Source organism: Alistipes senegalensis JC50 (assembly GCF_025145645.1).
GTDB classification, from domain to species: Bacteria; Bacteroidota; Bacteroidia; order Bacteroidales; family Rikenellaceae; genus Alistipes; species Alistipes senegalensis.
Map to the genome: position 1 here is coordinate 2,417,677 of NZ_CP102252.1, position 25,129 is coordinate 2,442,805.

At 61.4% G+C, this 25,129-nt stretch carries 25 protein-coding genes and 1 riboswitch; of the genes, 20 read left to right on the top strand and 5 right to left on the bottom strand.

Features of this window, described 5'->3' with window-relative positions:
• Positions 1-8 precede the first annotated feature (8 nt).
• From NQ519_RS09460 to NQ519_RS09470, 3 genes are all read left to right on the top strand, one after another.
• Positions 9-908, top strand: coding sequence for a bile acid:sodium symporter family protein (locus tag NQ519_RS09460; protein WP_227901161.1), 900 nt, complete (start codon positions 9-11; stop codon positions 906-908).
• A 23-nt stretch (positions 909-931) separates the two neighbouring features.
• Positions 932-3,313 (top strand): TonB-dependent receptor, encoded by a 2,382-nt coding sequence (locus NQ519_RS09465; RefSeq protein WP_019151394.1) that lies wholly within the window; start codon positions 932-934, stop codon positions 3,311-3,313.
• Positions 3,314-3,664: 351 nt separating this feature from the next.
• Positions 3,665-3,861: riboswitch (cobalamin riboswitch) on the top strand.
• 254 nt (positions 3,862-4,115) lie between these two features.
• Positions 4,116-5,759, top strand: a complete 1,644-nt coding sequence (locus NQ519_RS09470; RefSeq protein ID WP_227901140.1) for a PL29 family lyase N-terminal domain-containing protein — start codon at positions 4,116-4,118, stop codon at positions 5,757-5,759.
• Between the two features lie 69 nt (positions 5,760-5,828).
• On the opposite strand, the gene purB is transcribed toward NQ519_RS09470, so the two are convergent.
• The gene (gene purB, locus NQ519_RS09475) at positions 5,829-7,175 is read right to left on the bottom strand and encodes an adenylosuccinate lyase (protein WP_019151392.1); all 1,347 of its coding nucleotides are present in this window, start codon (positions 7,173-7,175) and stop codon (positions 5,829-5,831) included.
• A gap of 103 nt (positions 7,176-7,278) precedes the next feature.
• Between purB and NQ519_RS09480 the strand changes: the two genes are divergently transcribed.
• From NQ519_RS09480 to gap, 4 genes are all read left to right on the top strand, one after another.
• Positions 7,279-7,695: a DUF4834 family protein gene (locus NQ519_RS09480; RefSeq protein WP_019151391.1), complete on the top strand. Its 417-nt coding sequence runs from the start codon at positions 7,279-7,281 to the stop codon at positions 7,693-7,695.
• A 4-nt stretch (positions 7,696-7,699) separates the two neighbouring features.
• Complete coding sequence (locus NQ519_RS09485) at positions 7,700-8,443, top strand: MlaE family ABC transporter permease (protein WP_019151390.1); 744 nt, start codon at positions 7,700-7,702, stop codon at positions 8,441-8,443.
• Positions 8,440-9,195, top strand: coding sequence for an ABC transporter ATP-binding protein (locus NQ519_RS09490; RefSeq protein WP_019151389.1), 756 nt, complete (start codon positions 8,440-8,442; stop codon positions 9,193-9,195). Before NQ519_RS09485 ends, NQ519_RS09490 begins: the two co-directional genes overlap by 4 nt.
• A gap of 142 nt (positions 9,196-9,337) precedes the next feature.
• A complete protein-coding gene (gap, locus tag NQ519_RS09495) occupies positions 9,338-10,354 on the top strand; it encodes a type I glyceraldehyde-3-phosphate dehydrogenase (protein ID WP_010264566.1) in 1,017 nt (338 codons plus the stop codon).
• A gap of 85 nt (positions 10,355-10,439) precedes the next feature.
• Here gap and NQ519_RS09500 read toward each other — a convergent pair whose 3' ends face one another.
• Positions 10,440-10,844 carry a hypothetical protein gene (locus NQ519_RS09500; protein WP_019151388.1) on the bottom strand — a complete coding sequence of 135 codons (405 nt, stop codon included), beginning with the start codon at positions 10,842-10,844 and terminating at the stop codon, positions 10,440-10,442.
• A gap of 169 nt (positions 10,845-11,013) precedes the next feature.
• On the opposite strand from NQ519_RS09500, the gene NQ519_RS09505 reads away from it, so the two are divergent.
• From NQ519_RS09505 to NQ519_RS09540, 8 genes are all read left to right on the top strand, one after another.
• Positions 11,014-11,616, top strand: a complete 603-nt coding sequence (locus tag NQ519_RS09505) for a YceD family protein (RefSeq protein WP_026076664.1) — start codon at positions 11,014-11,016, stop codon at positions 11,614-11,616.
• A 42-nt stretch (positions 11,617-11,658) separates the two neighbouring features.
• Positions 11,659-11,844 (top strand): 50S ribosomal protein L32, encoded by a 186-nt coding sequence (gene rpmF / locus NQ519_RS09510; protein WP_083871108.1) that lies wholly within the window; start codon positions 11,659-11,661, stop codon positions 11,842-11,844.
• Between the two features lie 149 nt (positions 11,845-11,993).
• Positions 11,994-12,941: a phosphate acyltransferase PlsX gene (gene plsX, locus NQ519_RS09515; RefSeq protein ID WP_083871105.1), complete on the top strand. Its 948-nt coding sequence runs from the start codon at positions 11,994-11,996 to the stop codon at positions 12,939-12,941.
• A 30-nt stretch (positions 12,942-12,971) separates the two neighbouring features.
• Complete coding sequence (locus tag NQ519_RS09520) at positions 12,972-13,976, top strand: beta-ketoacyl-ACP synthase III (RefSeq protein ID WP_026076663.1); 1,005 nt, start codon at positions 12,972-12,974, stop codon at positions 13,974-13,976.
• A 251-nt stretch (positions 13,977-14,227) separates the two neighbouring features.
• Positions 14,228-14,905: a response regulator transcription factor gene (locus tag NQ519_RS09525; RefSeq protein WP_019151384.1), complete on the top strand. Its 678-nt coding sequence runs from the start codon at positions 14,228-14,230 to the stop codon at positions 14,903-14,905.
• The gene (locus NQ519_RS09530) at positions 14,902-16,182 is read left to right on the top strand and encodes a sensor histidine kinase (protein ID WP_019151383.1); all 1,281 of its coding nucleotides are present in this window, start codon (positions 14,902-14,904) and stop codon (positions 16,180-16,182) included. Before NQ519_RS09525 ends, NQ519_RS09530 begins: the two co-directional genes overlap by 4 nt.
• A gap of 108 nt (positions 16,183-16,290) precedes the next feature.
• Positions 16,291-16,734, top strand: a complete 444-nt coding sequence (locus tag NQ519_RS09535; RefSeq protein WP_019151382.1) for a PepSY-like domain-containing protein — start codon at positions 16,291-16,293, stop codon at positions 16,732-16,734.
• A 208-nt stretch (positions 16,735-16,942) separates the two neighbouring features.
• Positions 16,943-17,434 (top strand): ferritin, encoded by a 492-nt coding sequence (locus NQ519_RS09540; protein WP_019151381.1) that lies wholly within the window; start codon positions 16,943-16,945, stop codon positions 17,432-17,434.
• A gap of 593 nt (positions 17,435-18,027) precedes the next feature.
• Here the strand turns inward: NQ519_RS09540 and NQ519_RS09545 are convergent.
• Together NQ519_RS09545 and NQ519_RS09550 are read right to left on the bottom strand one after the other, a co-directional pair.
• Complete coding sequence (locus tag NQ519_RS09545; protein ID WP_019151380.1) at positions 18,028-18,474, bottom strand: GNAT family N-acetyltransferase; 447 nt, start codon at positions 18,472-18,474, stop codon at positions 18,028-18,030.
• 1 nt (position 18,475) lies between these two features.
• A complete protein-coding gene (locus tag NQ519_RS09550) occupies positions 18,476-18,934 on the bottom strand; it encodes a YqaA family protein (RefSeq protein WP_019151379.1) in 459 nt (152 codons plus the stop codon).
• A 152-nt stretch (positions 18,935-19,086) separates the two neighbouring features.
• On the opposite strand from NQ519_RS09550, the gene NQ519_RS09555 reads away from it, so the two are divergent.
• The 3 genes from NQ519_RS09555 to NQ519_RS09565 are packed head-to-tail and all read left to right on the top strand — an operon-like array spanning position 19,087 to position 20,839.
• A complete protein-coding gene (locus tag NQ519_RS09555; RefSeq protein ID WP_019151378.1) occupies positions 19,087-19,647 on the top strand; it encodes a Crp/Fnr family transcriptional regulator in 561 nt (186 codons plus the stop codon).
• Between the two features lie 53 nt (positions 19,648-19,700).
• Positions 19,701-20,420, top strand: coding sequence for an SDR family NAD(P)-dependent oxidoreductase (locus NQ519_RS09560; RefSeq protein WP_019151377.1), 720 nt, complete (start codon positions 19,701-19,703; stop codon positions 20,418-20,420).
• A 2-nt stretch (positions 20,421-20,422) separates the two neighbouring features.
• Positions 20,423-20,839 carry a hypothetical protein gene (locus tag NQ519_RS09565; protein ID WP_019151376.1) on the top strand — a complete coding sequence of 139 codons (417 nt, stop codon included), beginning with the start codon at positions 20,423-20,425 and terminating at the stop codon, positions 20,837-20,839.
• Here NQ519_RS09565 and NQ519_RS09570 read toward each other — a convergent pair.
• Positions 20,821-21,861, bottom strand: coding sequence for a nucleoid-associated protein (locus NQ519_RS09570; RefSeq protein WP_019151375.1), 1,041 nt, complete (start codon positions 21,859-21,861; stop codon positions 20,821-20,823). The two genes, NQ519_RS09565 and NQ519_RS09570, sit on opposite strands and share 19 nt — an antisense overlap.
• Positions 21,862-22,052: 191 nt before the next feature.
• Between NQ519_RS09570 and NQ519_RS09575 the strand changes: the two genes are divergently transcribed.
• Both NQ519_RS09575 and NQ519_RS09580 read left to right on the top strand, forming a co-directional pair.
• A complete protein-coding gene (locus NQ519_RS09575; protein WP_026076661.1) occupies positions 22,053-23,930 on the top strand; it encodes a glycoside hydrolase family 2 protein in 1,878 nt (625 codons plus the stop codon).
• 32 nt (positions 23,931-23,962) lie between these two features.
• Entirely contained in the window at positions 23,963-25,093 is a 1,131-nt protein-coding gene (locus tag NQ519_RS09580) for an aldose epimerase family protein (protein WP_019151373.1), read from the top strand.
• The last annotated feature ends 36 nt before the right edge of the window (positions 25,094-25,129 follow it).

The window sequence follows — 25,129 nt, forward strand, 5'->3', positions numbered from 1 at the left end:
CTTTTTTGTTGTTCAATCCTTATTCCGGTGCCGCTATGAATACCATTTGGATCGTACTCCCCATTCTGATCGTGCTGATGTTCCAGCTCGGTATCGAACTCGACCGGCAGGCGTTCGCCGGGGTGTTCCGCCGTCCCGCAGCCGTCGTCGCGGGGCTGCTCGGGCAGCTCCTGGCACTGCCGCTCATCGCTTTCGGCGTGGCGCTGGCGTTCCGGCTTCCGCCCGTGTGGTTCATGGGGCTGATGCTGATCGCCTGCTGTCCCGGAGGCAGCTCGTCGAACGTATTTTCGATGCTGGCTAAGGGCGACGTGGCTTTGTCGGTGACGCTGACGGCGTTGAGCAGCGTCGTCACGCTCTTCACGATTCCGGTGGTGATGGGGTTCGCCGCGCGGTTCGTCTCCGTGCATGCCGATGCGGCCATCGACCTCCCGGCCGGGAAACTGCTGGTCCAGAATATCGTCCTGCTCTTCCTGCCGATGGCCGCGGGAGCCCTGTTCCGCCGCTGGCGTCCGGATGCGGCCCGGCGGGTCCATGCGTCGCTGGGGCGCGTGGCCTTTCCCGCGCTGATGTTGCTGGCCGCGGTTTTCTTCGTGCAGTATGCCGGCACCATTCTGGAAAACCTCGGGACGCTGGGACTGGCCGCCGGGGCGCTGATCTTGTTGGCCATGAGCGCCGGATCGCTGCTGTCCCGGGTGTTCGGACTGCGGAGGGCGGCGCGGAGAACCGTCGTTATCGAGGTCGGGATGCAGAACGCCGCGCAGGCCATCGCCATCGCCGCCTCGCCGCTGATCTTCGACAGCGGGGAGATGGCCATCCCGGCCATCGTCTACGCCCTGCTGATGAACGTCATTCTGCTCGTCTATCTGAAATTGCTGCCGAAATATTCCGGCGAAACGGCGGCGGATTAGCTCCGATCGGCTATATTTGCCGTATGAAACTCCTGAAAATCGTGATGCTGTGTCTGTGCCTGCCGGCGGCGTTCGCCGTGCGGGGACAGCAGGGAGCCTACTCCGTCAGCGGACGGGTGATCGACCGTCTGAGCCGCCGCCCCGTGGCCTATGCCGCCGTGGTGCTGGCCGGGCAGGAGCGGAAGGGCGCTTCGACCGATTTGCTGGGGAGATTCCGCATCGAACGGGTGGAGCCCGGCATCTGGCGGCTGGCGGTCTCGTCGGTGGGGTATAAGAGCGTCACGACACCCGAATATATGGTGTCGGCGGCCACGCCCTTCATCGAGGTCGAGCTGGAGGAGGACGCCGAGCGGCTGGAGGCCGTGACGGTGCGGCCGTCGCCGTTCCGCGCCACGGTCGAAAGTCCGGTGAGCCTGAAGGTGATCGGCTTGCAGGAGATCGAGAAGAGCCCCGGCTCGAACCGCGACGTGTCGCGCATCGTGCGCTCCTATCCCGGCGTGGCCTTTTCGCCCGTGGGTTACCGCAACGACCTGATCGTGCGCGGCGGAGGCCCCGCGGAGAACAAATTCTACATGGACGGGATCGAGATCCCCAATATCAACCACTTCGCCACGCAGGGCGCCACGGGCGGCCCGGTGAGCATCGTCAATGCCGACCTCGTGCGCGAGATCAGCTTCTATACGGGGGCTTTCCCCGCCGACCGGGCCGGGGCGCTGAGTTCGGTGCTGGATTTCAAATTGCGCGACGGCAATGCCGAAAAGCAGACCTTCAAGGCCACGTTGGGGGCTTCGGAGGTGGGCGTGAGCGGCAGCGGCCATATCGGCAGAAAGACCACCTACCTGTTTTCGGTCCGCCAGTCCTATCTGCAACTGCTGTTCAAGATGCTGGGGCTGCCGTTTCTGCCCAACTACATCGACGGGCAGGTGAAGGTCAAAACACGCCTTTCGGAGCGCGACGAGCTGACGGTGCTGGCCCTGGCGGGCTTCGACAATATGAAGCTCAACGTCGATGAGAAGGGCGAGGACGCCGAATACCTGCTGAGCTACCTGCCCCGCATCCGGCAGGAGACTTTCACCGTGGGGGCTTCGTGGCGTCACTATGCGGGCCGCCACGTGCAGACCGTGACGCTGAGCCACAACTACCTGAACAACCGTAACCTGAAATACCTGCGCAACGACGATTCGTCGGAGGACAACCTCACGCTGCGGCTCCGTTCCGTGGAGCAGAAGACCGCGCTGCGGGCCGAGAACCGCTCCTACCTGGGCCGCTGGACGCTCCGCGAGGGCGTCGAGGTGAACTGGTCCGGTTACACGAACCGCACGCTACAACGGCTCTACACCGACAAGTCGCAGCTCTCGGATTACGATACGCGGCTGGGAATCGTCGGCTGGGGGCTTTTCGCCGGAGCCGAATACGCCTCTGCGGACAAGCGGTTCACCGCCTCGGCGGGACTGCGCGCCGACGGGTGCGACTACTCGGGGCGCATGGCCCGGCTGTGGAACCGGCCCTCGCCGCGCGCGTCGGTCTCCTATGCGCTGGCTCCGGCGTGGTCGGTCAGCGGCAGCGCAGGGCTCTACTACCAGCTGCCGGCCTATACGGCGCTGGGATTCAAGCGGGACGACAGGCTGGTGAACGAATCGCTCGACTACATGCGGGTCGGGATTTTCAGCGCCGGCATCGACTGGCGGCTGCGCGACCGGCTGATCGTCTCGGTCGAGGGATTCTACAAACGCTACGGGGATGTGCCCCTGTCGGTCGCGGACGGGATTCCGCTCTCGTGCAAGGGCAACGACTACGGCGTGGTGGGCAACGAGGAGCTGGTCTCCTCGGCGCAGGGACGCGCCTACGGCGTCGAGGCGATGGCCCGCTGGCAGATTCCGGGGCGCGTGAGCGTCGTGGGGTCGGTGACCGTGTTCCGCTCGGAGTACCGCAACGACCGTTCGGCCCCGTGGATCGCTTCGGCGTGGGACAACCGTTTCGTGGTCAACGTCAGCGGCACCTACGATCTGCCGCGCCATTGGAGCGTCGGGGCGAAGCTCAGCGCCGTGGGCGGTGCGCCCTACACGCCCTACGACGAGGAGAAATCGTCGCTCGTCGAGGCGTGGGACGCGCAGGGACGGCCCTATTACGACTATTCGAGGTACAATGCCGGGCGGCTCGACGCCTTCGCCCAGCTCGACGTGCGCATCGACAAGGTATTCTATTTCCGCCGCTGCATGCTGGGGCTCTACATCGACTTGCAGAACGTTGCCGGAGGAAAGCTCCGCCAGCCCGACGTGCTGATGTCCACGGGCGAGATCGAGAACCCCTCGGCTCCGGCGTCGGAGCAGCGCTACCGCATGAAGAGGCTCGAACAGGTCAGCGGCACTTTGCTGCCGTCGCTGGGCGTCACGGTGGAGTTCTGACCCGCCCGCTTAAGAAGCGGGTTTTAGGGGGCGATGGACGGTTGCCTCGTTTCCGGTCTGCCTCCTCGCTGCGACGGGTGGATACGCAAAAAAACAGCAGGGAATCGTCACGATTGCCTGCTGCCCCCGGAGGTTGCCCTCCTAAAACTACTAACCCAAACTTAAATAAATGAAGAAACCTCACTGCGGTTGCTGTGCCGCAGTTGATTGAAGTAATCGCAAAGTGCGTGCCAAAGATGGACGGCGGTCGTCCGAAAACGGTTGGCCGGGGCCGAAAAGGCTTTTTGAGCGATTTTCGGACCCTCCGGACAAATATTCCGCCGGATTCGTTTGCTTCCCGGCGGGAAAAGCCTATCTTTGTTCCCGCAATGGTTTCCCCTCGCGGGGAATTAAAAGGGAATGCCGTGTGAATCGGCAACAGTTCCCGCTGCTGTGAGTCCCGCCCGTCGAGGGCATGAAAGGATGCGGCAATCCGAGCCACTGGTGAAAACCGGGAAGGCGCCGCATTCGGGACGAGTCAGAAGACCTGCCTTGCACGATAGAGTGTTTGCTCCTGCGGAGAAAGGGGGCGCCTGACATGCCGCCGGCATTGTGCCTGCGCGCAATTTGTTAACAGCTTTCGCTTTTTTTCATCAGCAGCAAACCTCTTCGGACAGACTTTTTACGGTCGGATGAAAAGGTTGTCGCCATGCTTTGCCGGGACTTGCCGTTCCCGCTCCCGCTTGTGTATGCCTGTCGTCGTCGGGAAAGCCTGTCCGGACCGGACGAACAGACAACACCATTAACTAAAAAGCAAAGCATGATGAAAAAATTGTTTGTGATCTGCGCTTGGACGCTGCTCCTCGGCGGATGTGAAAGCGACTCGGGCAACGGCCCGGGCGATGTACCCCCCCCCTCCGTCGATCCCGTCTCCCCGGAGCTGAAACAGAAGATCGAGGACCTCAATGCCGGGCTCGTTACGCTTCGGGAGCTGACCGGAGCCGTGTCGCGCTCGGCGGTCGGTGCCGTGACGGAGGGCGACGCGGGGACGCTTATCGCGTTCCGCGACGGCACGGAGGTGACAGTCGCCTGCGATGCGGAGGCAGCCGGAGCCCCGTTGATCGGAATTGCGGCCGACGAGAAGGTTTATTATTGGACGCTCGCCGCGGAAAAGGATGCGCCGTGGCTGAAAGACGCCTCGGGTGCGCGGATGCCCGTCTCGGGGGCCGTTCCGGTGACGGATGTTGACGAAGAGGGCTATTGGACCGTTGCGGCGGGCGAGGCTGCGCCGTGGCGGATCGTGGACGCCGCCGGAGAGCCGATCGAGGCGTCGGAGGAGGTGCAGGCGGCCCAATTCCGTTCGGTGACGATGGCCGAGGGGCGCGTGAAGGTGGTGCTGACCGGCGGCGGGGAACTTTCTGCGGCGAAGGTCGATGACCTGAGCGCCGCAGGAACGGCCAACTGCTATGTCGTATCGACTCCGGGAACCTATGCGTTCAATGCGAAGGTGCGCGGCAACGGCGCGGGCGAAGCGGCTTCGGCAGGATTCGACCCGGCGATCGAAATCGCCGACGGCATGAAGGCCGACTGGATATGGACCGACCGGGAGGGGCTGGTGTCGGATGTTGTCCTCGACGAAGAGTCGGGGGAGATCGTCTTCACGGTCGGCGAGGGCCGGGGCAACGCGCTGGTGGCCCTCGTGCAGGAGGATGCGATCGTGTGGAGCTGGCATATTTGGGTGACCGACGCCCCGCAGACGATGGCCTATGAGAACGGCGTGGTCTTTATGGACCGCAATCTGGGCGCTGTGGGAACCACCGTCGGCGGAACGGACGCTTACGGCATGTATTACCAGTGGGGGCGCAAGGACCCGTTCTACTGGGGAACGAAAACCTCGACCAGCGCCACCCCTTTCGATGAGGTGAAAGAACTTACCGTCGTAAACCCCGCGTATGCGGCTCTGACGTGGAGCCTCGCCAAGGCCGCCGTGACGCCGGAGGCAGCCGCGGCCAATCCGATGACGTTCTATAACAATACGGTCGGAACCGGTTCCAACTGGCTGGCGAAGCCGAGCGCAAAACTGTGGGGAGAGGCCAAGACCCTGAACGATCCCTGCCCTCCGGGATACAAGGTCCCGGATATAGACGCATGGGAGAACCTGAGTTCGGGACGCGACTACATCGACGGCGTGTCGGCATGGGATGTCGAAAACTATGGCGTGACCTATACTTACAACGGGCAGACGGCCTGGTATCCGGGGCAGGGCTACCGCATGTACAATACCGGTGCCATCGTCGGCCAGCGGGCTTCGAGCGGCGGTTCGGGCGGCTACTGGTCGTCGAAGGCGACGGCGGTCAAGGCTTACTACCTGTATGTCAAGAAGCGGATCAGCACATCCGGGTCGATCAATCCGGAGCTGGACGTACACCGCTCCTATGGCTACACGGTGCGCTGCTGCAAGGAGTAGCGGCCGTTATGACGGAAAAAATGCAGGGCTCCGAGCGGGGCCCTGCATTTCGCTTTTTGGGAGAAAGACCTATCGGAATACGCCCGTGTAGGTCGAGGGCGAGAGGGCGCGCAACTCCTCCTTGACCGATTCCGCCACGTCGAGCGTCTCGATGAACGCCGCGATCGATTCGCGGGTGATGTGGGCGTTGGTGCGCGTGAGGGCTTTCAGCGCCTCGTAGGGCTTGGGGAAGCCTTCGCGGCGCAGGATGGTCTGGATGCCCTCGGCCACGACGGCCCAGTTGTTCTCCAGGTCGTGCTCCAGCGCTTCGGGGTTGAGGATCACCTTGTTGAGTCCTTTCATCAGCGATTGCAGGGCGATCACCGCATGGGCCATCGGCACGCCGACGTTGCGCAGGACGGTCGAATCCGTCAGGTCGCGTTGCAGGCGCGAGACGGGGAGTTTCGACGCGAGGTGCTCGAAGACGGCGTTGGCGATGCCGAAATTACCCTCGGCGTTCTCGAAGTCGATGGGGTTGACCTTGTGGGGCATGGCGCTCGATCCGACCTCCCCGGCCTTGATCTGCTGCTTGAAGTACTCCATCGAAATATAGGTCCACATGTCGCGCGAAAGGTCGATCAGAATGGTGTCGATGCGCTTCATGTTGTCGAAGATCGCCGCCAGATTGTCGTAGTGCTCGATCTGCGTGGTGTACTGCGAGCGGCAGAGCCCCAGCTTTTCGCCCACGAAGCGGTTGGCGAATTCCACCCAGTCGATGCCGGGATAGGCCGCGCGGTGGGCGTTGAAATTGCCCGTGGCGCCGCCGAACTTGGCCGGCACGGCGATGTCGTGGAGCATGGCCAGCTGTTTTTCGATGCGCTCGACGAAGACCATGAATTCCTTGCCCAGGGAGGTCGGCGAGGCGGGCTGCCCGTGCGTGCGTGCCAGCATCGGCACCGCGCGCCACTGCTCGGCGAACGACGCCAGCTTGCCGCGGACCTCCTCGACGGCGGGGTAGTAGACCCCCGTCATGGCCTCTTTCAGCGAGAGCGGGATGGCCGTGTTGTTGATGTCCTGCGACGTGAGGCCGAAGTGCACGAACTCCTTGTAGGCTTCGAGCCCCAGGGTGTCCATTTTCTCCTTGATGATGTACTCGATGGCCTTGACATCGTGGTTCGTCACCGACTCGATCTCCTTGACGCGTTGGGCGTCGGCGGTCGAGAAATCGGTGTACAGCGAGCGCAGGGCGGCGAATTTCGAGCGGTCGATGCCGGCGAGCTGCGGCAGCGGCAGTTCGCAGAGCGCGATGAAATACTCCACTTCGACGCGGATGCGGTAGCGGATGAGGGCCTGTTCGGAAAAATAATCGGCCAGTTTCTCCGTTTTATTACGGTAGCGCCCGTCAACGGGCGAAATGGCGGTGAGGGAAGTTAACATATCGGGTTTGATTTGTTTTTGCTTTCAGCCGCCAAATTTACGACAATTAATTGAAATACGCAGATTTTTCCCTACCTTTGTGGGGATGTAAACCAGAATCGGAATGAATTTCATAACGGCAATCATCGACTCGCTGGTGGGTTTCGTGCAGCGCAATCCGCTGACGACGCTCCTTATCGTCATACTGGCGCTCGGCGCCCCCGCGCTGCTGAAAGGCATCGCGCTTTTTATCATGTACTTTTTTATGGGACTTGTCATTTTGGCCGTCGTGCTGATGCTGGCCTTCCGCTGGCGGATTTACAGGGTCCGCAAGCAGATGGAGGAGCAGTTCGGCGAAGGCTTCGGGGATCAGGCGCAGGGCGGATTCCGGCAGCGGAATTCCGGCTCGCCGTTTGCAGACCGGGAGCGCAGGGGCCGCGAAGGCGAGGTGCGGGTGCACCGGACCGCCGGGACCCCCGAGAAACGTGTGTCGAAGGACGTGGGCGACTACGTCGATTTCGAGGAGGAAAAGGAACGGTAGCCGCATGTTGAAGGTATTCGAAATCATAGGCCGCTATTTCATGCTGATGGGGAAGGTCTTTTCCCGTCCGGAGAAGGCGGCGATCTACCGCCGGCGCATCGTCTTCGAGATGGAGGCGCTGGGCGTCAATTCGATCGGCCTGACGGCCATCATCTCGGTGTTCATCGGCGCGGTCATCACGCTGCAAATGTGCATCAACCTCGATTCGCCCTTCATTCCCCGCTCGCTGGTGGGCTATGCCACGCGCGAAACGATGATCCTGGAATTCTCGTCGGCGGTCGTGGCGCTGATCCTCGCCGGCAAGGTCGGTTCGTCGATCGCCTCGGAGATCGGGACGATGCGCATTACCGAGCAGATCGACGCCCTCGAAATCATGGGCGTCAATTCGGCTTCGTACCTGATTCTTCCGAAGATCGTCGCCGCGATGCTCTTCTTCCCTTTCCTCACGATCCTCTCGATCCTGATCGGCATCCTCGGCGGATGGATCATCGCCGCGGCCACGGGCATTATGATCCCGGCCGACTACGTTGACGGCCTGCTGATGGATTTCAAACCCTATTCGATCACCTACACGCTCATCAAGACCGTCGTCTTCGCCTACATCATCACTTCGATCTCGGCTTTCTACGGCTACAACGCCCGGGGCAACTCGCTGGAGGTCGGCGCCGCATCGACGCGCGCCGTGGTGGCCAGCTGCGTGGTGGTCCTGCTTTTCGACCTGATTCTTACGCAAGTCCTGCTCATATGATACGTGCCGAACATATCGTCAAAACGTTCGACGGGCGCGTGGTGCTCGACGACATCTCGGTGGAGTTCGAAACCGGGAAGACCAACCTCATCATCGGCCGCAGCGGCTCGGGAAAGACCGTGCTGCTCAAAACGCTGGTCGGACTGCACGAACCCGATTCGGGCGACGTGTGGTACGACGACATCAATTTCACCCGGCTGGGGTTCCGCGACCGCAAGGCCATCCGCAAGGACATCGGCATGATCTTCCAGGGCGGGGCGCTGCTCGATTCATCGACCGTTGAGGAGAATGTCCGGCTGCCGCTGGACCTCTTCACGTCGCAGAGCACGAAGGAGAAGATGGAGCGCGTGAATTTCTGCCTTCAGCGCGTGCGCCTCGAAGACGCCAACCGGCTCTATCCGGCCGAACTGTCGGGCGGCATGATCAAGCGCGTGGCCATCGCCCGCGCCATCGTGATGAACCCCCGCTACCTCTTCTGCGACGAGCCCAACTCGGGCCTCGATCCCCAGACCTCGATCGTCATCGACAACCTGATTCACGAGATCACGCAGGAGTACGGCATTACGACGATCATCAATACGCACGACATGAACTCGGTGATGGAGATCGGCGAGAAAATTGTATATATCCACGGTGGCCGCAAATGGTGGGAGGGGACCAAGGACGACATACTCCACGCCGACAACCGCGAACTCAACGATTTCGTCTTCGCCTCGGCCATGGCCAAGCGTGCCAAGAAGGTCGCGGAATAGGCCGCAGGGAGAATGCGGCGCACAGGTGCATACGGTTCGTAAAAAAATTTAATTTTTTATTTGCGTAAATAACGGAAAGTATGTACTTTTGTGCTGTGAAAAAAATAACGCAATTTTTTACTAACAAATAATTCAAATCATTATGGCAACTATTAAAATCGGTATCAACGGCTTCGGTCGTATCGGCCGTCTGGTGTTCCGTGCAGCCTGCACGAACGACAACATCGAAGTGGTGGGCATCAACGACCTGGTTCCCGTGGACTACATGGCTTACATGCTCAAGTACGACACGATGCACGGCCGCTTCAACGGTACGGTAGACTTCAACGCTGAGAAGAGCCTGCTGATCGTAAACGGCAAGTCGATCCGCGTAACCGCCGAGAAGGACCCCGCAAACCTGAAGTGGAACGAGGTCGGCGCCGAGTACGTAGTCGAGTCGACGGGTCTGTTCCTCACCAAGGAGAAGGCCGAGGCCCATATCGCAGCCGGTGCCAAATACGTCGTCATGTCGGCTCCCTCGAAGGACGACACCCCGATGTTCGTATGCGGCGTGAACACCGATACCTACAAGGGTCAGACGATCGTTTCGAACGCATCGTGCACCACGAACTGCCTCGCCCCGATCGCCAAGGTCCTGAACGACAAGTTCGGCATCACCGACGGTCTGATGACCACCGTTCACTCGACCACCGCAACGCAGAAGACCGTCGACGGTCCCTCGATGAAGGACTGGCGCGGCGGCCGTGCCGCTTCGGGCAACATCATCCCCTCGTCGACCGGTGCTGCAAAGGCCGTAGGCAAGGTGATTCCCGAGCTGAACGGTAAGCTGACCGGTATGTCGATGCGCGTTCCGACCCTCGACGTTTCGGTTGTCGACCTGACCGTGAACCTGGCCAAGCCCGCCAAGTACGACGAGATCTGCGCTGCCATGAAGGAGGCTTCGGAAGGCGAACTGAAAGGTATCCTGGGTTACACCGAGGAGGCTGTCGTTTCGTCGGACTTCCTGGGCGACGCCCGTACGTCGATCTTCGACAAGGCTGCCGGTATCGCACTGACCGACACCTTCGTAAAGGTCGTTTCGTGGTACGACAACGAGTGGGGATACTCGAACAAGGTCCTCATGCTCATCGAGAAGATGGCCGCTTTCAACAACAAATAGTCGAAAAGCCATTCAACGGAAAAGGGACCCCGAGGGGTCCCTTTCTTTTTTTCGGGCGGTCGGAGGCCGCCGCTCCGGGCGGGGATTATTTTCCCGACTCCACGCGCAGCTCTATCGAGGCGCCCGACCATTGGTTGATCGCCCGCTTCTCGGTGCGCAGCAGGCGCCCGGCGTAGGAGATGCGCAGCTCGATTTCGAAGGGCCGTGTCGTGTCGATGTCGTTGCCCGCAGGCAGCGTGTGGGGAATGAGGTAGAGATAGAGCACGAGATGGTCGCACGGCATGGTCTCCAGCACCGCGCGGCGGTCGGCCGGGATGTCGGCCGGGCGTTCGGCGAGATTGGCTCCCACGGCGGCGACGGTCGATTCGGCCGACGCGAACCCGATGCGCTGCTCCGCAGCGTCGAAACAGCCGCACATCAGCGCCGCGTTATACCGCCACCACCCGTCGTAGCGGCTCGTGACTTCGATGGTGAATCCTTTTTTGTCCATATTATAATAAGGTGCGATAGAATATCCTCCGCAAAGATAGGGAAAAGACGCACGGATGCAAAACCATCCTGCGGCGGGCTCGCCGCAAAGCGTGCGGAAGCGCTAAATCTCGCGGTTTTCTTTGCAAATGTCCTATTTTTTCGTAACTTTGCGCACTAAATATGTATAAATGGAGGAATCTCAACGATATGCGATCCCTTATAAAGGGTTGAAGAACGGCTGCCACGAATTTCGTTTCGAGGTGGACGGATCGCTGTTCGAGGAGTACCAGAGCACGGAAATCAAGGACGGCCGCTGCGAAGTGACGGTCGCCGCCGACCGCTCGGAAAGCCAGGTGACGCTCGACGTGGCGATCGCGGGCTACGTTGTTGTGGAGTGCGACCGCTGTCTGGAAGATTGCCGCGTGCCCATCGATTTCGAGGGGCGGCTCGTGGTGAAATTCTCCGAAGAGGTGCATGAATACGACGGCGAGGTGATGTGGATGTTGCCGGGCGAGGATCAGGTCGATCTCAAACAATACATCTACGAGAGTATCGTGCTGTCGCTGCCCTACCAGCGGGTGCATCCCGAGGGGATGTGCAACCCCGACATGCTCGAACGTTTCCGCATTGTCTCGGACCAGGAGTTCGCGTCGATCGAGGCCCGGGCCGGAGGCGGGGCGCACAACGAGGGCGAATGGGCCAAACTGGCGGCTCTGCGCGAGCGGATGGAGGCCGGGGAGGAGACGCCGGAAAAGGGAGAAGCGGGGGAAAAGCCCCGCGGCACGAAATAACGAAAGCGAAAAATACGTTAAACTTATAATTCATACTGTAAAATGGCACATCCTAAACACAAAGTTTCGTCAACGCGACGCGATAAGCGCAGAACCAACTACAAGGCTGTCGTTCCGACGGTGGTCACCTGCTCGAACTGCGGTGCAGCCGTGCTGTACCACCGCGTATGCCCCGAATGCGGCTTCTATCGCGGAAAGCTGGCTATCGAGAAGAAGGCTGCCGAATAGGTTCGGCACTCAGAAGAGTGCATCCCGCAGGGTTTGCCTCTTTTTTTATGTAACAATCTCTTCCGTTTCACCCGGATCGGGCCGGGCGTCGCACGGCCGTTGCCGTATGTGCGGGTGGCGGGAGGAGACAACAACCAAATCGCACGAGTATGATAAAGATTGGTGTAGACGCCATGGGCGGCGATTACGCTCCCGAAGCGACTGTGAAGGGCGCTATCCTGGCGCTCGGAAAGGTCGGATCGGACAGCCGTATCGTGCTGTTCGGCGACGAGCAGAAAATTAACTCCGTGCTCGCTTCGGAAGGGTGCCCGGCCGACAGGTTCGACATCGTCGCCACTACCGAGGTGATCGAGATGGGCGACCATCCGGCCAAGGCGTTCCAGTCCAAGACCGATTCGAGCATTACGGTGGGCTTCGGCTATCTGGCCAAGGGCGCCATCGACGGATTTGCGAGCGCCGGCTCCACCGGGGCCATGATGGTCGGCTCGATGTACGCCGTCAAACCCATCGAAGGGGTCATCCGGCCCACGATCTCGTCCGTCGTTCCCACGGTGGCAGGGCGTCCCGCGCTGCTGCTGGACGTGGGTCTGAACGTGGACTGCAAACCCGAGGTGCTGGAACAGTACGGACTGATCGGGTCGATATACGCCGAAGCGGTGCTGGGCATCGAAAAACCGCGTGTCGCGGTGCTCAACATCGGCGAGGAGGAGACCAAGGGCAACGTCCAGACCAAAGCCGCTTACGAATTGCTGAAGGCCGACGGCCGCATCAATTTCGTGGGCAACGTCGAGGCGTCTTACATCTTCTCGGGAAAGGTCGCCGACGTGATCGTCTGCGACGGATTCGTCGGCAACACGGTGCTGAAAATGGCCGAGGGTCTCTACCGCATCAACAAGGCGCTGGGGGGCAGCAATGCCTTCTGGGACGCCATGAACTACGAAAACGTGGGCGGCACCCCCGTTCTGGGTGTCAATGCACCTGTCGTCATCGGCCACGGATGCTCTTCGCCCGAGGCCATCAAAAGCATGATCCTTTCGACCGAGCAGGTCATCCGGGCCGGCCTCACGAAGAAATTGCAGCGTGCATTTCAAAATTAATCCGAATTACGAACAGCAAAAGTTAAGTTAATGGGTAAGATTACAGCAGCGATAACGGGAGTGGGACAGTATCTTCCGGAGTATATCCTCACCAATGACGAGTTGAGCCAGATGGTCGATACCAACGACGAGTGGATCATGTCGCACACCGGTATCAAGACGCGCCACATCCTCAAAGGCGAAGGCGTCGGCAGTTCCTACATGGGAGCGCGCGCCGTCATCAACCTGCTCGACAAGACGGGCGTAGACCCGATGTCGGTCGATGTGGTGATCTGCGCCACCGTGACCCCCGATATGTTCTTCCCTTCGACGGGCAATCTGATCGCCGATCAGGCCGGCTGCAAGAATGCCTTCGCATTCGACGTGTCGGCCGCGTGCAGCGGATTCCTGTTCGCGCTGACGACGGGCGCCAAGTTCATCGAGGCCGGCACGAGCAAGCGGGTCATCGTCGTAGGCGCCGACAAGATGTCGTCGATCGTCGATTACACCGACCGTTCGACCTGCCCGCTCTTCGGCGACGCGGCGGCAGCCGTGCTGCTGGAGCCCGACACCGAGGGTTACGGCGTGATCGACTCGATCCTGCGTTCCGACGGTTCGGGCGAGATGCAGCTCTACATGAAGGCGGGCGGTTCGCGCTATCCGGCTTCGATCGAGACGGTGCAGAACAACTGGCATACCATCATGTGGGACGGACACGCCGTGTTCAAGGCCGCCGTGTCGAAGATGTCCGATGTTTCGGTGGAGATGATGGAGCGGCACAACCTCACGGGCGATGATGTCCGTTATCTGGTGCCCCATCAGGCCAACCTGCGCATCATCGACGCCACGGCGCGCCGCATGGGCATCACGCAGGACAAGTGCATGATCAACATCGACCGCAACGGCAACACCACGGCAGCTACGATCCCGACGTGTCTCTGCGACTACGAGAAGCAGCTCCGCAAGGGCGACAACCTGATTCTCTCGGCCTTCGGCGGCGGTTATACCTGGGGCGCGATCTACGTCAAGTGGGCCTACGACGGCGAGAAGGCATAGCTTCCGGCCGGTAAATAACTGTGCGGCGTCCTGCGGGGCGCCGCTTTTTTTTGCCGCCCGGCCGGAAAATGGCTATATTTGACGGCCGGGCGGGGCCGTTTCAGTTTCCTTTCGGATTCGTTTCCGATCTTTCCCCCGCCTAAGAGGCGGGTTTTAGGATGGTGGCAAGTTAGGAATGCATCTGAGCCGGTTTGCGCCTGCCCGCCTGAGAGGCGGATTTTAGGAAACCAGCCGTGAACTAAAGATAGATTATGAAAATACTGATTGTCGAAGACGAACCCTCCCTGCGGGAGATCATGGTCCGGACGCTGGTCCGGGAACAATACGTCGTCGAGCAGGCCGCCGACTATGCCGCGGCCCTCGACAAGATCGCCGCATACGACTACGACTGCATCCTGCTGGACATCATGCTGCCCGGCGGCAGCGGACTGCGGCTGCTCGGGGAGCTGAAACAGCGCCGCAGCCGGGCCGGGGTCATCATCATCTCGGCCCGCGACTCGCTGGACGACAAGATCGAAGGATTGGAACTCGGGGCCGACGACTATCTGCCCAAGCCGTTCCACCTGGCCGAACTCAGCGCCCGCATCCGCAGCGTCCTGCGGCGCCATCAGCGCGACGGGCACGAGAGCCTCGATGCCGGAAACGTGCGTCTGTGGCCCGACAGCCGCCGCGTCGAGGTGGCGGGCCGCGAAGTGGAGCTGCTGCGCAAGGAGTACGACATCCTCCACTACTTCATGTCCCGCCCCAACCACACGGTCGATAAGACCGCTTTGGCCGAGGGGGTGTGGGGCGACCACATCGACCAGGCCGACAATTTCGATTTCGTCTACGCGCAGATGAAGAACCTGCGGCGCAAGCTCCACGACGCGGGCGCCGACATCGAGATACGCGCCGTCTACGGCTTCGGCTATAAACTCATACGGCCATGAAACTCGTCTGTCGCATTCTGCTGCACCTCGCGTGGGCCCTGTCGCTGTTGCTGGCGGCGTGGGCCGTGCTGTTCTACGTCACGATGATCGACGAGATCAACGACGAGATGGACGACGCCCTCGAAGCCCGCGCCGAAGTGATTCTGACGCGGGTGCTGGCGGGGCGGGAGCTTCCGGCGCCGGCTTCCGAGGGCAACAACGCCTATTTTCTCAACGAGGTGTCGGCCGAATACGCCGCCGCACAGCCGCGCGAACGCTATTCCGACGAAGAGATCTTCATTCCCGAGCGGGACGACGAGGAGCCGGCGCGCGTGCTGCGCAAGGTGTTCCACGACCGCGCCGGGAGGTGGTACGAGCTGACGGTGATGACGCCCACGATCGAGAAGGAGGATCTCCGGGAGGCGATTCTCGGCTGGATCGTCTCTCTCTACCTCTTCCTGCTGGGGATGATCCTGCTGGTCACGGTCGTCGTGCTCTACCGCACGATGCGGCCCCTCTACGCCCTGCTGCGGTGGCTGGACGGCTATACCGTGGGGGCGCAGAACCCGCCGCTGGCCGTCGAAACCTCCGTCACGGAGTTCCGGCGTCTGAACGACGCCGCGCGCCGCTATGCCGAGCGCGCCGAGGAGACCTTCGAACGGCAGAAGCAGTTCATCGGCAACGCCTCGCACGAGATGCAGACCCCGCTGGCGGTCTGCCGCAACCGGCTCGAAATGCTGGTCGATGATGCGCCGACGCTCACGGAGGAGCAGTTGGGCGAGATTGCCAAGGTGCAGCGGACGCTGGATTATCTCGTGCGGCTCAACCGCTCGCTGCTGCTGCTGTCGAAGATCGACAACGGGCAGTTCCCCGAAACCGAGGCGGTCGATATGAATGCGCTGGTGCGCCGCACGGCCGAGGATATGGAGGAGATCTACGCCTACCGCAACATGCGCTTCACGCTGGCCGACGAAGGGCCGCTGACGGTGCGCATGAACCCCTCGCTGGCCGGGAGCGTGGTGGCGAACCTCGTGAAGAATGCGTTCGTCCACGGCGACGCCGGCGGGGAGATCGTCGTCACGGTGGCGTCCCGCAGGCTCACGGTTGCGAACAGCGGCGCGGGCGGTCCGCTCGACGCCGGGCATATCTTCGACCGCTTCTACCAGGGCGCGAAGAAGGAGGGTTCGACGGGGCTGGGCCTCGCCGTGGTCGATGCCGTGTGCCGCCTCTACGGGCTGAAGATCGCTTACTCCCATGCGGACGGGCGGCATTGCTTCACGGTGGATTTCCCGGCGTGATTTTTCCGTTTTTTTCGCTTTTTCCCGATTTTTTCAGATTCGTTTCAGTTTCAGGCCGCAACTTTGCAGTAGAAAATCCGATTAAACCTGTAAAAACAAAAAACGATTATGAAAAAGCTCACGATTATCTTCGCTTCTCTGGCCCTCATGGTCTCCTCTGTCGCCGCTTTCGCCGGCAACGACCGCATCATCACCGTCGCCGAACTCCCGGCCGTTTCGCAGCAGTTCATCAAGACCCACTTCGCGGGCGTCGAGGTCTCTTACGTCAAGGTCGATGAGGAGATGTTCGACAAGGACTACAAGGTGGTCTTTGTCAACGGTTCGAAGGTCGAGTTCGCCAAGAACGGACAGTGGACGGATGTCGATTGCAAGTACGGCGAGGTGCCCGCGGCCATCGTTCCGCAGCAGATCCGCGACCGTGTGGCCAAGGATTTCGCAGGCCGCAAGATCGTCTCGATCGACCGCGACAAGCGCGGCTACGAGGTGGCGCTCGACAACGGCCTCGACCTGAAATTCGACATGAAGTTCCGCCTGATCGAGGTCGATGACTGATCCGCATCCTGCTGAAAACCACCGACGGCGCCCGGATTCGTATCCGGGCGCCGTCTTATTCATATTTATAATGTCCGCCTATTACCGTATAAAATAATATGATGGATATTTTTGTACAAATCACAAAAAACTATTGTATATTTGTGTCACGAACAAAACGCAAACTTAAAGCAATACAGTTATGTTAAGCAAGAAATTACACGAAGCGATGAACGCTCAGATCAATGCCGAGCTTTGGTCGGCCTATCTTTATCTTTCGATGTCGATGGACGCCGAGGCCAAGGGGCTGAAAGGCGTTGCCAACTGGTTCTACGTGCAGTTCCGGGAGGAGCAGGACCACGCGCGGATCTTTATGAACTACATCCTCTCGCGCGACGCCGAAGTGAAACTGCTTCCGATCGAGGCTGTGCGCACCGAATGGGCTTCGCCGCTGGAGATGTTCCGCGACACGCTCGAACACGAGAAAAAGGTTACGGCCATGATCGGCAATCTGGCCGCCATCGCCGCCGAGGACAAGGATTACGCTTCGTCGAACATGCTCGTCTGGTTCATCGACGAGCAGGTCGAGGAGGAGGCGTCGGCACGCGACATGATTACGGCCTGCGAGGCCGTCGAGGGCAACAAGTTCGGGCTCTACATGCTCGACAAGGAGCTGGCCGCCCGCGCCTATACGCAGGCTTCGCCGCTGGCCAACGCATAGACGGAAGATTTTGTCATAGTTATTTTTAGTGGGTCCGGCCTCCGAAAGGGGGTCGGATTTTTTGGTTAGTCGGATTATTTGACTATCTTTGCCAAAGATAAACTTTGGCTTAGATAGGCTGCGCCTCAGCATAGCTCGGGCTTGCCCGGCTCTGCATTCGGCTTGCGCTATCTTTGCAATAGAATATATGATTAGAGGTTAAGACAAACCTTTGCGCCAACGGTAAACTCGCGACTGCTACATTTAGTAGCAGGTTTATAACATGGTGTGAAATTTGTCTGAAACCTGAGTCTTGTCCCTACCCGTTCGGGCAGGGGACAGGCTTGGGCGTAAGGGCAACTCACCGTGTAAGGCTCGCGAGGCCGACCGTTGGCAGGTTGTACCTGCGTCCTTGCTTTTTATAGGAGGGTCGTCCTGCGGGGCGCCGCTGTGAGAGCGGACCGGGTACATGACTTGTGCGGAAGGAATGTAACCCGGTCCGGTTGTTTGGGGATTCTTCATAGGATTTCCGGACAAAGCAAAATGAGGCGTCACTGTTTGTTTGCCGGGCCGGGTTCCTTCCGCACGTTTTTTGTCCCTGCCGGCAGGTCCTGTCAGACGAGCTCCATGCGCAGGCGCACCATGTGGCGGCACTCGACGCCGTTTTCGAAGATCGGGACGGGGCTGTGTTTGCGGAAATAGTCTTCGTCGATGCCGCAGCGGACGAAGCCGCAGCGTTCGTAGAGGGCGATTTGCCCGAATCCCGAGTCGCCCGTACCGATTTCGAGCAGGCGGAACCCCGCCCGGCGGGCCGTCTCGACGGCGTGGGCCAGCAGGGCCGTGGCGATGCCCTGCCGCTGGCGGTCGGGCGCGACGGCGATGTTCACGATCTCGGCCGTGAAGGGCCGCGTGTGGATCAGCACGTACTGACCGACGATCCGGTCGCCGTCGCAGGCGGCGTAGCACGTCCCGCGGCCGATGTAGTCGGCCACCGAGGCTTCCACCTCGTCGGCCAGCGTCAGGAGTTCCCGCGAAGGGGTTTCGGTTTTGCGGATTTCCATGTCAGAAAAGGGTTAGGGCGCCCCGGAAGGTCGCCAGTACGACGATGTAACGCGCGGTTTTGCCCGCGAGCATCGCGGCGGCCGTCAGCCACACGTTGCTGCGCATCAGCCCCAGCACGATGGCGATGGCCTCGCCGATGGTGGGCAGGAAGGCGAAGAAGGCCATCAGCGCCCCGCGTCCGGAGAGGAATTTCCGCGCCCGGGCCAGCTGGCGCGTCGAGACCCCCAGCCGGGTGATCCACTCGGTCCGGCCCAGCGTGCCGATCCAGTAGCAGGTCATGCCGCCGAGGGTGTTGCCCAGCGCGGCCGCGGCGATGCACCCCGCGGGGTCGAGGCCCATGCTGACGAGCACCACCATCACCGCTTCGGAGCTGAACGGCAGGACGCTCCCGGCGATGAACGCCGAGAGGAAGAGGCCCCAATAGCCCCAGTCGATGAGAAATTCGGTGATCGCTTCCATACGCTTCGGGCGGACCCTGCGGCGGGCCCTGCGGACAAAGATAGCGTTTTTTTCGCTCGCTGCGTCTATGGGGTCCGGGTGCAGCGTGCGGCCGGGGCGAAAAATGCGGGGAGCGTTTGCGCGGATCGGGCGAATTTGGGTATCTTTACGGCATGAATTTCAACCGGCATATCACCCAGGCGGAGTTCTCCCCGCTGGCGGAGTTCCTCCGCGCGGAGGGAACCGAACGCCGCTTCGAGCGCGGCGAGCGTCTCGCCGCTCAGGGCGGGCGCAGCCATCGTGCGGGGCTCGTCGTGCAGGGGGCGTTCCGCTATCTGCATGCCGATGCCGCGGGCGGGGAGCATGTCGTCGGCTATGCCTTCGCCGGGGAGTTCGTCGGCGACTATATCTCGATGTGCGTCGATGCCCCCTCGCAGGTGACGATCGAGGCGATGTGCGGCGCCGCGGCGCTGGTCGTCACGGGCGGGCGGCTCGAAGCCTTCTACCGCACCGACGCCGCGCACGAACGGCTGGGCCGCACGATGGCCGAACACATGCTGGCCGAGGTCTACGAACGGCTGCTGGAGCGCTATGCCGCGTCGCCGCAGCAGCGTTACGAAGCGTTGCTGGAGCGGTGTCCCGACCTGCTGCAAATGGTCTCCCTGCGCGAACTGGCCTCCTACCTGGGCGTGCGTCCCGAGACCCTGAGCCGCATCCGCGGCCGGATTCGCTGATTTCTTGATTTCGGTCAATCTTTTTCCCGTTTCCAGACGCTAACTTTGCCCCTATGAAACGAGCGATTGTCATAGGGGCCACCTCCGGCATCGGCCGCGCGGTGGCCGAACGCCTCGCCGCCGCCGGATACCGCGTAGGTGTGACCGGACGGCGCGGGGAGTTGCTGGATGAACTGGCCGCCGCCGATCCCGGGGCCTTCTGCTGCGCCGAGGCCGATGTCACCGATCCGGCGGCCTCGTGCGCCGCGCTGGATGCCCTCGCCGGGGAGCTGGGCGGTGTGGATCTGTGCGTGGTGAGCGCCGGGGCGGGCGAGCTGAACCCCGGGCTGGACTATGTGCTGGAGGAGCCGGCCATCCGCACCAATGTCGTGGGCTGGACGGCTGCGGTCGGTTGGGCCTACCGCCTTTTCGAGCGGCAGGGCGGCGGACACCTGGTCGTCGTCACCTCGGTCGGCGGCCTGCGAGGCGGGGGAGGGGCCCCGGCCTACAACGCCTCGAAAGCCTATCAGATGAATTATGCCGAGGGGCTTCGGCAGCGGGCCGCCAAATCCCGGCTGCCGATCTTCGTGACCGACATTCGCCCGGGACTCGCGGCGACCGCGATGGCCAAGGGCGAGGGGCTGTTCTGGGTGATGCCCGTCGATAGGGTGGCGGACCAGCTGCTGCGGGCCGTGCGGGGACGCCGTTCCGTGGCGGTCGTCACGCGCCGCTGGCGGATCGTCGCGTGGCTGCTCCGGCATATGCCCGACCGGATTTACCGCAAAATGGGATAGCGATGAACGGCTGGTTTCTCGCGGCCGGAGCGCTGCTCGCCGCCGCCTTTTCCGTGCATCTGTTTTCGGGCAACCGCCTCTATTCGGCGGCGCGTCCCGATGCGGCGACAGCCCCTCCCCGGGCCTGCGAGGCGTGGATGATGGGCCGCTGCGGGATGCAGATGATCTCCGTGGACCTCTTGCTGGCCGCCGGATTCCTCGTGCTGTCCGGGCTCGGAGTGCTGCCCCGCAGCTTCTGGTTCGAACTCTTTCTGCTGCTGCTCTTCGGCGGCTGGGGGATTTTCTGGCTGGTGTCGCTGGCCTGTGAAAAAGCCGGAGGACGCTATTACCTCCGGCTGTGCCAATGGGTGCTGTTCCTCGTGCTGTTCGGGCTGGTGCTGGGCGGCATGCTCGGGCAGCCCTACTGCTCCTCCTCGTAATAGACCTTGTAGAACTTGCCCTTCTCGTCCTCGCCCTGCTCCAGCAGACCGCGGTTGCCGTGGACGTAGATGTGGAAATTGCGGTCGAGCTTGATGACGCTCTTGTACGACCGCGCCTGCTTCTTCACGGCCGAATCCGAAATGCCGAACTCGTCCTCGATGCGGATGTCGCGCTCCTGCTCGTACTCCTGTTTGAAGCGCGCGAAGCTCTCGGCGACCTCCGGCTGGCGGATCACCTGCTCCGAAAACTCGTCGAGCGAGAAGCTGTCCCGCTCCTGGAAATAGCTGATCGTGTCGTTGAGCATCTCCGCCTGGTCGGCCTTCGAAACGTCGAACTCCTTCGAAAGATGCTTCGTGACGTACTTCTTGCACATCGCCAGGGCGTTGTGCGTGTTGTGGTAGTCGTCCCGACGCTGGCGCACGCGCAGGAAGTCGTCGATCCAGTAGCGGGCCTCGGTGCGGTTGGTGTTATCGACGATGTGGACCGCGAAGCCCGCCTCGCGCTCCACGTTGAAGATGACGGCCCCCTTGTCCAGCCGCTTGATGTCGATGCCTTCGCGGGCCGCGATGCGGACCCCTTCGGCCTCGTGGGCGACATCGAGGAACGTGTCGCGCGTCTCCGACTTGAAGAGCCCCAGCGCGTCGGTCGGCTCGCCCCCGAAGCGGCAGTCGGAGAAGTAGACCGCGTAGAATTCGCCGCTCTTGATCTGTGGGTGCAGGCCGCTTTCGTAGAGGTGTTTCGCCAGGCTCACCGAGTGTTCGTAGAACGTCGCCGGGTCGTCGAAAATCCGGCAGGCGAAGTTCCAGACCTCGTTGCACGCGAGGTCGGTCTCGTGGTAGAGGTTGTAGCACTCCTCGGACTTGAATCCGCCGAGAAAATAGGCCGTCAGCGTGCGCATCAGCCCTTCGTCGGCGACCTGCGGGGAGATGTCGGGCGAAATCATCAGCGGTTCGTCTTTCGATTTGTTGCCGACGACATGCACGGCGAGCGTTTCGATACGGGTATCTTCGGAGCAGAACATTTTCAGAGCTTGTTTTTCGGAGTGCAAAGATGCGCATTTTTCCCCGATTAGGCAAAACGTTCTATCAGTTGAGCAAAAAATGCTATTTTTTGACGGAATAACGATGATGACAATGCGATAAACCGTTTAATTTTACAACCTGAATGGAACGCTCCCCGCCCGGGAGCCAGTACGACACATGTGAAACGGATATGAAGATAACGGAATTTTTGACCGCGGCGCTGTTTCTCGCCGGAGCGGTGTTTCAGGCGAATGCTTCGGATATTCCCCGCGGGGAGTACCCGCGGCCGCAGTTCGAACGGACGGCGTGGATGAATCTCAACGGGGTGTGGGACTATACGTTCGACTTCTCCGGGTCGGGATTGGAACGGGGATTGGAGAAGGCGACCGCTTTCGAGGGCCGGATCACGGTGCCGTTCTGTCCCGAGAGCTCCCTCTCGGGCGTCGGGTACACCGATTTCATCAACTGCATCTGGTACCACCGCGAGGTGGCGGTGCCCGAAGCGTGGCGCGGAAAGGACATTCTGCTGAATTTCGGGGCCGTCTACTACAATGCGGAGGTCTATGTCGATGGCGTTTTCGCCGCCCGCCATATCGGGGGCAGTTCGTCGTTCAGCGTCGATCTGACCCGTCTGGTCACGCCCGGAAAGAGCCACCATCTGGTCGTGAGAGCCACGAGCGACGTGCGCTCGACGACGCAGGGCGCCGGCAAACAGAATCTGCAATACGCCTCCTACGGCTGCAACTACACCCGCACCACGGGCATCTGGCAGACGGTGTGGATGGAGGCCGTGGACCCTGCGGGGCTGCTCTCGGCGCACGTGGTGACGGACATCGACCAGGGGCAGCTGGTCATCACGCCCCGCTTCCGGTCGGAAAGCGGCAACACGCTGCATATCGCGGTGAAGGAGGGCGGCAAGGTCGTGGCCACCGCGGCGGTGAGGGCCGCGAACAGTTCGGTCGCCGTGCTTCCCGTCAAACGTCCGAAACTCTGGTCGCCGGAGTCGCCGTTTCTCTACGACATCACCTACCGGATCGTGAATGCGAAAGGGGAGGTGCTCGACGAGGTGAACTCCTATGCGGGCATGCGCAAGGTCCACATCGAGGGGAACCGGATCTACCTGAACAACGAACCCTATTACCAGCGGCTGGTGCTCGATCAGGGATTCTATCCCGACGGCATCTGGACGGCTCCTTCCGACGCGGCGCTGAAGCGCGACATCGAACTTTCGATGGCCGCCGGGTTCAACGGTGCGCGTCTGCATCAGAAGGCTTTCGAGGAGCGTTTCCACTATTGGGCCGACCGGCTGGGCTACATCACCTGGGGCGAGGCGCCCAGCTGGGGCATGGATGCCAACGGCATCGAGACGGCCCGCAACTTCCTGACCGAATGGTCGGAACTGGTGCTCCGCGACCGGAACCACCCCTCGCTGCTGATCTGGACGCCGATGAACGAGGAGTGGTGGCCCGACCGGGTGCAGTATCCCCGCTTTACGGCGGACCTCTACGACCTGACCAAGGCGCTGGACCCGACCCGTCCGGTGAACGACGCCAGCGGCGGCGTCCATATCAAAACCGACATCTGGACCGTGCACAACTACGAGCAGGACCCGGCCCGGCTCAAGGAGATCATCTACAAGGACGGTGTGTTTTTCCAGACGCCGCTGCGGTCCGTCGGGGTCGCTCCGGCCAACATCGGCTTCAACGGCCTGCGGCAGAACGACCGCTACGAGTTTCCGGTTTACGACGGGAAGATGCCGTTCCTGATCGACGAGGTCGGCGGCATCAAGTGGGCGAAGGACCAGGACCGCGAGTCGCAGACCGAATCGTGGGGCTACGGCAAGCCGCCGAAGAGCGAAGCGGAGTTCCTGCAACGGCTCGAAGGGCAGATCGGCGCCGTTTTGGAGCTGGCGGACCAGGTCTGGGGCTATTGCTACACCCAGCTGACCGACGTGGAGCAGGAGCAGAACGGCGTCTATTATTACGACCGCACGCCGAAATTCGACACGGAGCGGATTCGTGCCATCTTCGGCCGTAATCCCGGAGACAAGGCGCTGAAGAAAGACTGATTGCAGAACGATAAACGAATATCTGAAAAACAATGAAAAAATCTCTTATTTTGCTGTGTGCGGCCCTGACTGCCGCATGCGCGGGCGGTCCGCAGGACGGGCCGACGCTCTCCGGCCTGAACCGGAGCGATTTCCAAAGCGAGGCGGACGGAAAGAAAACCGACCTCTTCGTCCTGAAGAATGACAACGGCATGGAGGTGTGCGTCACCAACTTCGGCGGACGCATCGTGTCGGTGATGGTTCCCGGCCGCGACGGCGTGATGCGCGATGTCGTGCTCGGATTCGACAAGGTCGCCGACTATCAGACGATTCCGAGCGATTTCGGGGCCACGATCGGCCGCTATGCGAACCGCATCGCCCAGGGGCGGATCACGCTGGACGGCACCGAATACCAGCTGCCGCAGAACAACTACGGCCATTGCCTGCACGGAGGCCCCCGGGGATTCCAGTACCGGGTTTTCGACGCCGTGCAGAAGAGCGACCGCGAACTGGAGCTGACCTATGCGTCGAAGGACGGCGAAGAGGGTTTCCCGGGGAATTTCGAGTGCCGGGTGACCATGACGCTGACCGACGATAACGCCATCGACATCCGCTATGCCGCCGAGACGGACAAGACCACGGTCGTGAACATGACCAACCACTCCTATTTCAACCTCGACGGGGACCCCGCGAAGGACAATTCGGAATGGCTGCTGACGGTGAACGCCGACAGCTATACGCCGGTCGATTCGACCTTCATGACCACCGGCGAGATCGCCCCGGTGGAGGGCACTCCGATGGATTTCCGGACCCCGACGCCCGTCGGCGAACGCATCGACCGGGATTTCGAGCAGCTTCGCAACGGCCACGGCATCGACCACAACTGGGTGCTGAACACCCGGGGCGACATCGCCGAGGCGTGCGCTTCGCTGGAGTCGCCCGCCACGGGCATCCGGCTGGATGTCTACACCACCGAGCCCGGCATTCAGGTCTACTGCGGCAATTTCCTCGACGGAAGCGTCAAGGGAAAGAAGGGGGCCGTTTACGGATTCCGGTCGGCCGTCTGCCTGGAGACTCAGAAATATCCCGATACGCCGAACAAGCCCGAATGGCCTTCGGCCGTATTGCGTCCCGGGGAGAAGTACGAGAGCCGCTGCATCTATAAATTCTCGGTCGGCGAGTGATTCCGCTTCGGCGACCTTCCGGCTGCCGGTTCGCCG

Bases quoted from the DNA above. Each gene is read 5' to 3' on its own strand.
- NQ519_RS09465 (WP_019151394.1), top strand. From the start codon at position 932: ATGAAACTCCTGAAAATCGTGATGCTGTGTCTGTGCCTGCCGGCGGCG.
- NQ519_RS09470 (WP_227901140.1), top strand. From the start codon at position 4,116: ATGAAAAAATTGTTTGTGATCTGCGCTTGGACGCTGCTCCTCGGCGGA.
- purB (WP_019151392.1), bottom strand. From the start codon at position 7,175: ATGTTAACTTCCCTCACCGCCATTTCGCCCGTTGACGGGCGCTACCGT.
- NQ519_RS09480 (WP_019151391.1), top strand. From the start codon at position 7,279: ATGAATTTCATAACGGCAATCATCGACTCGCTGGTGGGTTTCGTGCAG.
- NQ519_RS09485 (WP_019151390.1), top strand. From the start codon at position 7,700: ATGTTGAAGGTATTCGAAATCATAGGCCGCTATTTCATGCTGATGGGG.
- NQ519_RS09490 (WP_019151389.1), top strand. From the start codon at position 8,440: ATGATACGTGCCGAACATATCGTCAAAACGTTCGACGGGCGCGTGGTG.
- gap (WP_010264566.1), top strand. From the start codon at position 9,338: ATGGCAACTATTAAAATCGGTATCAACGGCTTCGGTCGTATCGGCCGT.
- NQ519_RS09500 (WP_019151388.1), bottom strand. From the start codon at position 10,844: ATGGACAAAAAAGGATTCACCATCGAAGTCACGAGCCGCTACGACGGG.
- NQ519_RS09505 (WP_026076664.1), top strand. From the start codon at position 11,014: ATGGAGGAATCTCAACGATATGCGATCCCTTATAAAGGGTTGAAGAAC.
- rpmF (WP_083871108.1), top strand. From the start codon at position 11,659: ATGGCACATCCTAAACACAAAGTTTCGTCAACGCGACGCGATAAGCGC.
- plsX (WP_083871105.1), top strand. From the start codon at position 11,994: ATGATAAAGATTGGTGTAGACGCCATGGGCGGCGATTACGCTCCCGAA.
- NQ519_RS09520 (WP_026076663.1), top strand. From the start codon at position 12,972: ATGGGTAAGATTACAGCAGCGATAACGGGAGTGGGACAGTATCTTCCG.
- NQ519_RS09525 (WP_019151384.1), top strand. From the start codon at position 14,228: ATGAAAATACTGATTGTCGAAGACGAACCCTCCCTGCGGGAGATCATG.
- NQ519_RS09530 (WP_019151383.1), top strand. From the start codon at position 14,902: ATGAAACTCGTCTGTCGCATTCTGCTGCACCTCGCGTGGGCCCTGTCG.
- NQ519_RS09535 (WP_019151382.1), top strand. From the start codon at position 16,291: ATGAAAAAGCTCACGATTATCTTCGCTTCTCTGGCCCTCATGGTCTCC.
- NQ519_RS09540 (WP_019151381.1), top strand. From the start codon at position 16,943: ATGAACGCTCAGATCAATGCCGAGCTTTGGTCGGCCTATCTTTATCTT.
- NQ519_RS09545 (WP_019151380.1), bottom strand. From the start codon at position 18,474: ATGGAAATCCGCAAAACCGAAACCCCTTCGCGGGAACTCCTGACGCTG.
- NQ519_RS09550 (WP_019151379.1), bottom strand. From the start codon at position 18,934: ATGGAAGCGATCACCGAATTTCTCATCGACTGGGGCTATTGGGGCCTC.
- NQ519_RS09555 (WP_019151378.1), top strand. From the start codon at position 19,087: ATGAATTTCAACCGGCATATCACCCAGGCGGAGTTCTCCCCGCTGGCG.
- NQ519_RS09560 (WP_019151377.1), top strand. From the start codon at position 19,701: ATGAAACGAGCGATTGTCATAGGGGCCACCTCCGGCATCGGCCGCGCG.
- NQ519_RS09565 (WP_019151376.1), top strand. From the start codon at position 20,423: ATGAACGGCTGGTTTCTCGCGGCCGGAGCGCTGCTCGCCGCCGCCTTT.
- NQ519_RS09570 (WP_019151375.1), bottom strand. From the start codon at position 21,861: ATGTTCTGCTCCGAAGATACCCGTATCGAAACGCTCGCCGTGCATGTC.
- NQ519_RS09575 (WP_026076661.1), top strand. From the start codon at position 22,053: ATGAAGATAACGGAATTTTTGACCGCGGCGCTGTTTCTCGCCGGAGCG.
- NQ519_RS09580 (WP_019151373.1), top strand. From the start codon at position 23,963: ATGAAAAAATCTCTTATTTTGCTGTGTGCGGCCCTGACTGCCGCATGC.